The organism is Vibrio sp. 10N.239.312.C11 (assembly GCF_041466065.1).
Taxonomy (GTDB): domain Bacteria; phylum Pseudomonadota; class Gammaproteobacteria; order Enterobacterales; family Vibrionaceae; genus Vibrio; species Vibrio tasmaniensis_A.
This window is the reverse complement of the sequence record NZ_JBFSRZ010000088.1, coordinates 1-9,095: the sequence shown is the minus strand read 5'-3', so window position 1 is coordinate 9,095 and position 9,095 is coordinate 1. Positions and strand designations below refer to the sequence as shown.

The following is a 9,095-nucleotide window of genomic DNA, read 5'->3' as shown; positions in this document are numbered from 1 at the left end:
CCAGCCAAATATCCGTTCAGGTTCAAGCAATAATGCTTATCCGAACGGCATTACCCATTATTAGCTAGACTTTTTACTCATTCACACCCTGTTCACGGTTTTTTGCAATACTAAAAGTTATCCATTCTTCTCATGCTGTTCGCTGTTAATCCCCCGAGATGTAATACGGGGTGAAAGTCTTTATTTAGACCCATTTCCGGGAAGCGCAATTAATTGATTTACCTTGTAATTAAGTGCTGATACTTTATAATTCGCGCAATAACATAATTTACGGGATTGGTCATGGTAACTGAGCATTTCACTTTAGTCGAGCAACCTCATCATAAGTTCATGTTGACAACGATGACAGCAGGAACTTTAAAAGATATCACTTATACAGCTGTTCGAGGCGTACATAACGAGGTTGGTGCAGTTCAACGCATTTTGATTGAGCGTAGGATTAAGAGCCTAAAAGACTTTGTTATTAGTGGTGGTGATTTGCCAGGCTGTATTATTTTAAATTGGATTCATGATGGTTTGGAGATTCAAGGAAATTCTTTAAGTTTTGAATTACTACCACGCATAGCCCAAATTATAGATGGCCAACACCGTGTTGCTGGTATTAAAGAAGCTATAAAAGAGAAACCAGAAATCGCTGACATGCGTATACCCGTAGTTGTATATCAAAACCTGACAACGCAAGAATGTGCTGACATTTTTATAGCCATTAATACGGAGCAGAAGCCTGCCCCGAAGAGTTTAGTCTATGACTTGTACGGTATTGGTTCTGAAGTAGCTATTGACCACGCGGCTGCGCGCGCGCGCGATATCGCAGCAGTTTTGAATACTGATGAGAGCTCTCCTTACTTCGGCAAGATAAAATTCCCTGGAGAGAGACGCCGTAAAGGTGGTATAGCGCTCTCTACTGCAGTAAGTGCTATTAAACCGCTAGTTGAGCCTAACGCATCTTTTGAACAAATTGGAGTTCATGAGCTAAATAGTCAAATAAAATGCTTGAACAACTATTTTTCAGCTATAGCAAACGAATATGGTAGCGACTGGGATTTAAATACTAATGCCTTCCAGTACTCAGCCGGATTTACAGCAGCTTGTGAGTTTTTTAAGTTGAAGCTGTTGGGTTACTGCACGACTAAAGGCTCCTTCGAAATAGAAACGATTCAAAGAGCGCTGTTACTAAAAGAAAGTGGATTGATACGACAAGAAGAAGTTTCTGGCCAAGGTGGTAAAGAAGCAAGCCGAATCATTTTTACTCGAATTGATGCGGCTTTCTCTCCAGAAGAGGCTTTAATCCCAACGTTGAAGTTCTAGTATGCAGCATTTAGCTAACGACTACATAAGAAGTAACGTCATTACAGGACATAGTCCTCAGACTAGTACTATCCCTCAACAAGTCTTTTCGACACTAGATATAGCTGCTATTAAAACCGAACTTGAAAAAGACTGCACTAGCTATCTTTATTCTGCTGTTATTAGCTTCATTGATGCTTTGAATGGCCTGACTAGGGGGTTTTATAGTTGGCCAACTGTAAAATTGTATTACTCAGTGTTCTACGCTCTTAGAGCGTATATGGGTTTGAAAGATATATGTATATTTTATGTGGGCAAAAAAGTATTTTCTATAGATCTTAACTCTGCAATAAATGCACACAAAGAAGGTGGTACTACACATAAAGTCGTTTTAGATGTTTTCAAAAGAAGTTTTCCTCATAATGTTTTGCTTTCACAGGATATAGATCAAAAACATCCATTTGATTGGTTAACTGATCTTAGAGAACATACAAATTACAAAAACCCCAAGTTTTGTGAACCTAGTACTCCTACTCATTTTTCTAAAATAGAAAACTTGTGTATAGCTACAGCACTCCAAGCCTATAACGAAGATGAAGACTATCTATATACTTTTGACGATGATCATGCCTGTGTTGCCTATCCTCTCAAGATAATTAGATTAGCTTTAAGCGAGTTTGATGACAAAGGGCTGACTTTTGATAACTTAGATCTTGAACATATCTCTACAGCTTTAGCGCAAATTGACGGTGCTACTGAATGCTTTAGCGAATTCTTTTATGAAGAAGAAGAGTTTGATGAAGAAGAGTTTGATGGAAATGAATCTGATGGAAATGATCCCGCTGAACCGCAAGATGTCTTAGCAAACCAAACTGAAGATTAAAACAGGGCTCTAAGAGCCCTGCCCAATCTATACATTTCTATTTGTTAGAATCATCAAGCGAGCAATTTTACGCGCTAATTTCAGCAACTCAGTATTCGTTTTTACTTCTAACTCAGATTGGATTTCCAATAACGCGATTCCAGTCATTACTTCTTGCGGAGACGCCATCCTACCAGTCGAAATTTCTAGTAACCCGCCTAGCATTTTAAAGCCGAGCCATTCATCCCTGTGAGATAGTTTCAGACGTTTGTAAACCTCATCAACCGTTTAGACTCATTTGGTATCTGTTTTCCTCTGTCCCACTGTTTGACTGTTCTCACACTTTTGAAACAAAGATTAGCTGTCTCTTCGATAGTTAGCCCGCATTCAAACTCACGAAAAACATAGTTTTTGGTCATTTCGTGATGCTTCATGATTCACTCTCTCAAAAGCGAAAGAGTTTATAAATTCATAAGCTTTAGTGACACGAGTTGCATTGAACATAAGGACGCAATTTGCGCACAGTACGAAAGCGTATTAACTAACAATATTTGCCTTATAATAAGTTATTCATGAATTGCTAATGTTCAATTTTTAGTAACAAACTTCTGTCCATTAATGAGTCAGTAGCATTGCTGACTCTACGAATACCAAGGTAAATTATTGTATTTGAAATATTACTTATTGTTAGGTTAAGTTGATGTTTTTTAGTATGAATTTTTTTATTGGGGTCGGTAGCCCCAGATCTTGCAACTCAGTTGGTAATACCCAAGTTTGTTCTTGATTTAAGCCGCTCATACGCTCAATGGACCAAACTTTTGCTTCAAGCTTGTAGTGTGTAAACGTGTGCTTAAAGCTTCCCTTTAAGTGAACATGTTCGCCAAGGTGTTCTGGTTCAATATGAATTTGAGGTAGACACCACAATGCCCCCCAAATACCGTCATTTGCTCGTTTCTCTAATAATATTTTCCCCTTTGATTCGATCCAGAGAAACTGTCCTGCGCGAGTCGGCACGTTTTTTTTAGGTTTGGGAGTTGGTAACTCGTCCACTCGATCACTTTTGAAAGCGATACAAGCCCCCTGAAAATCACATTCTAAGCAGTTGGGACTTCTCGGCTTACAGACAGTTGCCCCCATATCCAGTAATCCTTGTGCAAAAGAACGATTGTTTCGTGTGGGCGTAAACGTCTCTGCAAGCCCCCACAATTGCTTATCGACTTTTGATGTGCCTGGCACCCCATCGATCCCAAAAAAACGGCAGAACAAGCGTTTGACGTTGCCATCGACGATGGGACCATAGGTGTTGTAAGCGAATGAAGCGATGGCACCCGCGGTATAGCGGCCAACGCCAGGAATTTTGAGTAGTGTCTCAACATGGTCTGGGAATAGACCATTACACTCATCCACGATGTATTGCGCGGCTTTTCTCAAATTCCGAGCGCGAGAATAGTAGCCTAATCCTTGCCAATGGTTCATGACTTCATCTTCCGTGGCAGCAGCTAAAACTTCGATCGTTGGAAAGCTAACCATCCAACGCTCGAAATATGGAATGACAGTGGTGACTTGTGTTTGTTGCAGCATGACTTCAGAGACAAGCACGCGATAAGGCGTTGGGTTTTCTTGCCAAGGTAAATCATGGCGACCGTGTGTCTGTTGCCATGTGATGAGCTGATCTTGGAATTTTTCGGGCGTCAAAGGAAATTGTGTCATAAATTTTTCTTATTTGAATTGCTGACTTGGTTGCTTCAATTGATGGAAATGAACCACCATTTACGTTTTAGTGCTGTTTTTATTTTAAATACAATGAATTATTAATAGTGACCCACTAGCTCATCGTGATTCTTGAGTATAGCCAAACGGTGTAGGCGGTTTTGTTTTGTTGCCAAGGTAATTCTTTGCGCCCAAAGGCGTCATACCACTTTAATATGGCGGTTGCGAAAGGAGTCACGACATGCTCTATGCTTTGCTATTATTAGGAGTGAAATTGCACCACACTTACGGTTGGATGTAAAACAGACAAATTGTGTGGGAATTTATCCACGGAAAGACTTGCACCGGAGGCAATTCTTTGGATAATCCCCGCTTTGATTAATCAATGTGCAGGCAAAAATCAATGAGTGAAGTGACCACTAACGAATATACTGAAGACGGCAAACTGGTTCGTAAGATCCGTAGTTTTGTTCGCCGCGAAGGCCGCTTAACAAAAGGCCAAGAAAACGCGATGAACGAATGTTGGCCAACAATGGGTATCGACTACAACCCAGAACTTCTTAATTGGAAAGAAGTGTTTGGCAACGACAACCCTGTTGTACTAGAAATTGGCTTCGGTATGGGTGCATCACTGGTTGAAATGGCAAAGAATGCGCCTGAGAAAAACTTCTTAGGTATTGAAGTTCACAGCCCAGGTGTTGGTGCGTGTTTAGGTACAGCTCGCGATGCTGGCGTAACTAACCTGCGTGTAATGTGTCACGATGCAGTAGAAGTATTTGAACACATGATCCCAGACAGCAGCCTGCATACACTGCAACTGTTCTTCCCTGACCCATGGCATAAAGCTCGTCACCACAAACGTCGTATCGTTAAGGCTGAGTTTGCAGAGATGGTTCGCGGTAAGCTGCAACTTGATACTGGTATTTTCCACATGGCAACAGACTGGGAAAACTACGCAGAACATATGATTGAAGTGATGAACGTCGCTCCAGGTTTCGAGAATATCGCTGAAGATGGTGATTACATTCCTCGTCCAGACGAGCGTCCGCTAACTAAGTTTGAAGCTCGTGGCCACCGTTTAGGTCATGGTGTTTGGGACATTAAGTTCAAGCGTACTAAGTAATTCTGAATCAAATTAAGTGAAGGTGAATCCGACTTAGGATTAAACCCTACACTTTATGGGATTGATAAAAGCCAACATTATTGTAGTGTTGGCTTTTTTGTCCTTAGGCTTTTATCAAATTAGAAGTTTAAGGACAAAACTGAATATCACACCCCTACAAAAATAACAATAAGAAGTAAGCTCACATGAAACCAACTCAAGCTATTTTAGCCGAGATTTTAGACGAAGTTCGTCCCTTAATTGGTCAGGGAAAGGTCGCTGACTATATTCCTGCATTGGCTCGCGTATCGAACCAGAAATTGGCGATTGCGGTATACACCAATGAAGGTGAAGTTATTCAAGCTGGCGATGCTGATGAAGCCTTTTCCGTGCAATCAATTTCGAAAGCTCTAAGCCTAACGCTAGCAATGGTGCTGTATAAGCCGGAAGAGATATGGCAGCGAGTAGGGAAGGAGCCATCAGGACAAGCCTTTAACTCGATGATTCAGCTTGAGATGGAACACGGCATCCCTCGTAACCCGTTTATTAATGCTGGCGCAATTGTCGTTGCCGACTTATTACAAAGCCGTCTATCAGCACCAAGACACCGTTTATTAGAATTTGTCCGTCAGCTATCAGGTGATACACATATCGTGTATGACAAGGTTGTGGCGGCTTCTGAGATGATGCACAGCGATCGTAATGCTGCTATCGCTTACTTGATGCGTTCATTTGGTAATTTTGAGAACGATGTTATTCCCGTACTCAACAATTACTTTCATGCTTGTGCGCTTAAAATGACCTGTGTGGATTTGGCGAAGACCTTTAGTTATTTGGCGAACAAAGGTGTGTCGGTTCAAACCAAGAAAGAGATCATTACGCCTGTTCAAACTAAGCAGTTGAATGCTCTGCTTGCGACATGTGGTTTGTACGATGGAGCGGGAGAGTTTGCTTATCGTGTTGGTATGCCAGGAAAGTCTGGTGTCGGTGGTGGGATTATTGCGATTGTTCCTGGCGAAATGACGATCGCGGTATGGTCTCCAGAACTGGACGCGTCGGGTAATTCACTGGCGGGAACTCAGGCTTTAGAATTGCTCTCTGAGCGTATTGGTCGTTCTATTTTCTAAGTTCTAAGTTCTAAGTTCTAAGTTCTAAGTTCGACAAAAAAGCCTCTCGTGATGAGAGGCTTTTTGCATTCTAGCGTTCGAACTATTCGTCTTCTTCTGCCATAAAGGCTTCAAGCAGATCATTCAGGAACAGCTTTCCTTTTTCAGTGATCTGCCAATGGCTGTCGGTTTCATTAAGATAACCGAGCTCTTTGGCCCACTCTATCGTTGGCTGAATTGAATCAAACTCTAACCCAGTCGTATCAATGAAGTCTTGTTTTGGACACGCTTCCATTAGCCTGAAGCGGTTCATGAAGAACTCGAAAGGGCGGTCCTCATTAGGTACTTCAAGTTCATCCGACAGATAGGGTTTCACCAGATTCTGATACGCGGCTAGGTAGCCTCTAGGGTGTTTAACCTTAGTGGTACGAACAATACGTCCATCTGCAAAGCTCAGCTTGCCATGAGAGCCACAGCCAATACCTAGGTAGTCACCAAAGCGCCAGTAGTTGAGATTATGCTGACACTGATACCCCGGCTTGCTGTAACCTGAAATTTCGTACTGTACATAACCTGCATCTGCGAGCTTCTTATGGCCTAAGTCGAAGATATCCCAAAGGTCATCATCGTCAGGCAGCTGTGGCGTTTTGTAATAGAACATGGTGTTAGGTTCTATTGTTAGCTGATACCAAGACAAATGTGGAGGGTCGAGCTCGATCGCTTTGTCCAAATCAGCCAAGGCCTGATCAATGCTTTGATCGGGTAAGCCGTGCATTAGATCTAGGTTGAAGCTATCTAATCCGATTTTATGCGCTAAATGAGCTGCGTTGACAGCTTCGTCTTGACCGTGAATACGCCCAAGCCTTTCCAGTTTCTCTTGTTCAAAACTTTGCACGCCCACCGAGATTCGACTAACCCCTGCCTTTTGGTAACCTGCAAAACGTTCAGCTTCTATGGTGCCCGGGTTGGCTTCCATGGTAATTTCTATTTCAGGTTTGAACGGGATGCGCTGTTCAATGCCTTGCAGCAATCGACCTATTCCTTCTGGAGAAAATAGACTCGGCGTGCCGCCACCAATAAAGATCGAATGCAATGGGCGAGGTGCGCCATTGAGTTGGTATTTTTCGATATCGGTATCGAGATCCTCAAGCAGAGCATCAATGTACTCTTTTTCAGGAATCTCGGCTTTTAGAGCGTGAGAGTTAAAATCACAATACGGACACTTTTGTACACACCATGGGATGTGGACATAAAGGCTAAGTGCGGGTGGTATAAGCGCTGCATTGTGCATTACAGGGCTTGCTCCTTGAGAGTCTTAAATAATGACGCGAGGGCTTTACCACGGTGTGACAGTTGCTTCTTACGTGACGATTCAAGCTCTGCTGAGGCGCAGTTATCTTCTGGCACAAAGAATACAGGATCGTAGCCAAAGCCATTCTCACCGTGTTCTTCAGTCAAAATACGACCTTCCCATTTGCCGTGACACACCAATGGTGTTGGATCGTTTTCGTGACGCATTAGCACCAACACACAGTGGAAACGAGCGGTACGCTTTTCAGTAGCCACATCTTGCATGGCATCTAACAGCTTTTCGATGTTCTGCTTATCAGTCGCCCCTTCACCTGAGTAACGCGCTGAGTAGATACCGGGTGCACCATTAAGGTAATCAACTTCTAAGCCAGAATCGTCAGCAATGGCTGGCAGCCCTGTTTCTTTCGCTGCATGGCGAGCTTTGATGATGGCATTTTCAATGAAAGTCGTTCCCGTTTCAGCGACTTCTGAAACGTTAAATTCACTTTGCGCGACAACGTCGAAACCAAACTCAGACAGAATATCTGCCATCTCGCGAACTTTGCCTTGGTTGCCTGTTGCTAAAACAATCTTACTCATGGGGATGTGGCTCTAATAAGTTAATGACTAGAAATGTGAGCTTTGAAGCTACTCTTCTATATAGAATTTTTGTGTGAAACGCAGTGGTCCAGTGCCTTTCAAGCCTGCGTTAACATCAATATCAAAAGTGATGTTCTCTTCGTGAGTGATAGGGAACTCAGCAAGGTAATAAATCGCATCACCTTCCTTTATTTCACGGAAGTTAAGCGTACGAGTATTACCTACTAGGTTTCGTGCTGTTCCCGTAATTTTAGCCGTTGTTGCAGGCTTGCCTAGAGAAGCGTTGTCTAGCACGCTGATATTTAGAATCGCTGAGTATCCGTTTCGTTTCAGCTTATATTGCTTAGCGACCTGCGCAGTTAAAAACGTGGAATTGAAAGCCGAGTAATGAACCTCGACATCCTTTATACTTTTAAACTGTCCTGCCGAGCTTGGTAGGGCAATCAGAGCGGTGAGTAGTGCTGTTATCCATAGACGCATAATGACTCCAATAAATAGCAAAAAGCCATCATAGGATGGATTCTATAACTCTTTTAAATTAATGAATCCCAGTAAAATAAAGGCTTAGTGATACTGTTTTTATTTACATATGATGGGGTGTGTATAGTTAATGTGGTCATTTTGTGGATCTTGTTAAAGGGTTAAATCTAACGGCATCCAACAAATAATCAGGAGCAAAATGAGCATACGTCATTGTCTGCTGAATTGTAGCGTGACCAAGTATTTTTTGTAATGCGAGTATGTTACCACCATTCATCATAAAGTGACTTGCAAATGAGTGTCGAAGAACGTGGGAGGCTTGTCCCTTTGGTAAACCAAAATCGCAGTTTTTTAAGCATTGATAAAAGCTAGTGTAGCATTCGCCAAACAAGCGGCCATTTCCATCTTGTTTGATCTCTTCCTCCAGTTCTTCACTAATCGGAACCGTTCGGTTTTTCCCATTTTTTGTATCAACAAAGGTTACTCGACCATGAATCAGATTACTTCCCTTTAGGCTTTCCGCTTCGCTCCATCTTGCTCCTGTAGCCAAGCATACTTTTGCTACTTTGAGCGCATCACCATCTAGTTTGAGAAGTAATGTATTGTATCCGCCCCATGAACCCACGGGGCGACTTGTCAGTGTTTGAAGTTCCAAGGC

At 42.4% G+C, this 9,095-nt stretch carries 9 protein-coding genes and 1 pseudogene; 4 read left to right on the top strand and 6 right to left on the bottom strand.

Annotated elements, in window-relative coordinates; genetic code table 11:
• Positions 1-282 precede the first annotated feature (282 nt).
• Both AB6D07_RS21970 and AB6D07_RS21965 read left to right on the top strand, forming a co-directional pair.
• Positions 283-1,308 (top strand): DGQHR domain-containing protein, encoded by a 1,026-nt coding sequence (locus tag AB6D07_RS21970; protein ID WP_017103901.1) that lies wholly within the window; start codon positions 283-285, stop codon positions 1,306-1,308.
• A 1-nt stretch (position 1,309) separates the two neighbouring features.
• A complete protein-coding gene (locus AB6D07_RS21965; RefSeq protein WP_372092364.1) occupies positions 1,310-2,170 on the top strand; it encodes a hypothetical protein in 861 nt (286 codons plus the stop codon).
• Positions 2,171-2,197: 27 nt separating this feature from the next.
• Here AB6D07_RS21965 and AB6D07_RS21960 read toward each other — a convergent pair.
• Both AB6D07_RS21960 and mutY read right to left on the bottom strand, forming a co-directional pair.
• A pseudogene (locus AB6D07_RS21960) lies at positions 2,198-2,583 on the bottom strand (regulator).
• A 253-nt stretch (positions 2,584-2,836) separates the two neighbouring features.
• Entirely contained in the window at positions 2,837-3,859 is a 1,023-nt protein-coding gene (mutY, locus tag AB6D07_RS21955; protein WP_016791621.1) for an A/G-specific adenine glycosylase, read from the bottom strand.
• Positions 3,860-4,262: 403 nt separating this feature from the next.
• Here mutY and trmB point away from each other — a divergent pair, with 403 nt between their 5' ends.
• Both trmB and glsB read left to right on the top strand, forming a co-directional pair.
• Positions 4,263-4,982, top strand: a complete 720-nt coding sequence (gene trmB / locus AB6D07_RS21950; protein WP_004735468.1) for a tRNA (guanosine(46)-N7)-methyltransferase TrmB — start codon at positions 4,263-4,265, stop codon at positions 4,980-4,982.
• 185 nt (positions 4,983-5,167) lie between these two features.
• Positions 5,168-6,088, top strand: coding sequence for a glutaminase B (gene glsB, locus AB6D07_RS21945; RefSeq protein ID WP_009847707.1), 921 nt, complete (start codon positions 5,168-5,170; stop codon positions 6,086-6,088).
• An 82-nt stretch (positions 6,089-6,170) separates the two neighbouring features.
• On the opposite strand, the gene hemW is transcribed toward glsB, so the two are convergent.
• The 4 genes from hemW to AB6D07_RS21925 form a co-directional block, all read right to left on the bottom strand.
• Positions 6,171-7,358 carry a radical SAM family heme chaperone HemW gene (gene hemW / locus AB6D07_RS21940; protein WP_017103298.1) on the bottom strand — a complete coding sequence of 396 codons (1,188 nt, stop codon included), beginning with the start codon at positions 7,356-7,358 and terminating at the stop codon, positions 6,171-6,173.
• On the bottom strand, positions 7,358-7,957 hold the full coding sequence (locus tag AB6D07_RS21935; RefSeq protein WP_017103297.1) for an XTP/dITP diphosphatase: 600 nt from the start codon (positions 7,955-7,957) through the stop codon (positions 7,358-7,360). The genes hemW and AB6D07_RS21935 overlap by 1 nt, the downstream gene beginning before the upstream one ends.
• Before the next feature lie 48 nt (positions 7,958-8,005).
• Complete coding sequence (locus tag AB6D07_RS21930; RefSeq protein WP_017103296.1) at positions 8,006-8,437, bottom strand: DUF4426 domain-containing protein; 432 nt, start codon at positions 8,435-8,437, stop codon at positions 8,006-8,008.
• A 136-nt stretch (positions 8,438-8,573) separates the two neighbouring features.
• The coding region (locus tag AB6D07_RS21925) for a tyrosine-type recombinase/integrase (RefSeq protein WP_372140751.1) at positions 8,574-9,095 on the bottom strand (522 nt) is incomplete at its 5' end.

Bases quoted from the DNA above. Each gene is read 5' to 3' on its own strand.
- hemW (WP_017103298.1), bottom strand. From the start codon at position 7,358: ATGCACAATGCAGCGCTTATACCACCCGCACTTAGCCTTTATGTCCAC.
- AB6D07_RS21970 (WP_017103901.1), top strand. From the start codon at position 283: ATGGTAACTGAGCATTTCACTTTAGTCGAGCAACCTCATCATAAGTTC.
- AB6D07_RS21965 (WP_372092364.1), top strand. From the start codon at position 1,310: ATGCAGCATTTAGCTAACGACTACATAAGAAGTAACGTCATTACAGGA.
- AB6D07_RS21935 (WP_017103297.1), bottom strand. From the start codon at position 7,957: ATGAGTAAGATTGTTTTAGCAACAGGCAACCAAGGCAAAGTTCGCGAG.
- trmB (WP_004735468.1), top strand. From the start codon at position 4,263: ATGAGTGAAGTGACCACTAACGAATATACTGAAGACGGCAAACTGGTT.
- AB6D07_RS21930 (WP_017103296.1), bottom strand. From the start codon at position 8,437: ATGCGTCTATGGATAACAGCACTACTCACCGCTCTGATTGCCCTACCA.
- glsB (WP_009847707.1), top strand. From the start codon at position 5,168: ATGAAACCAACTCAAGCTATTTTAGCCGAGATTTTAGACGAAGTTCGT.
- mutY (WP_016791621.1), bottom strand. From the start codon at position 3,859: ATGACACAATTTCCTTTGACGCCCGAAAAATTCCAAGATCAGCTCATC.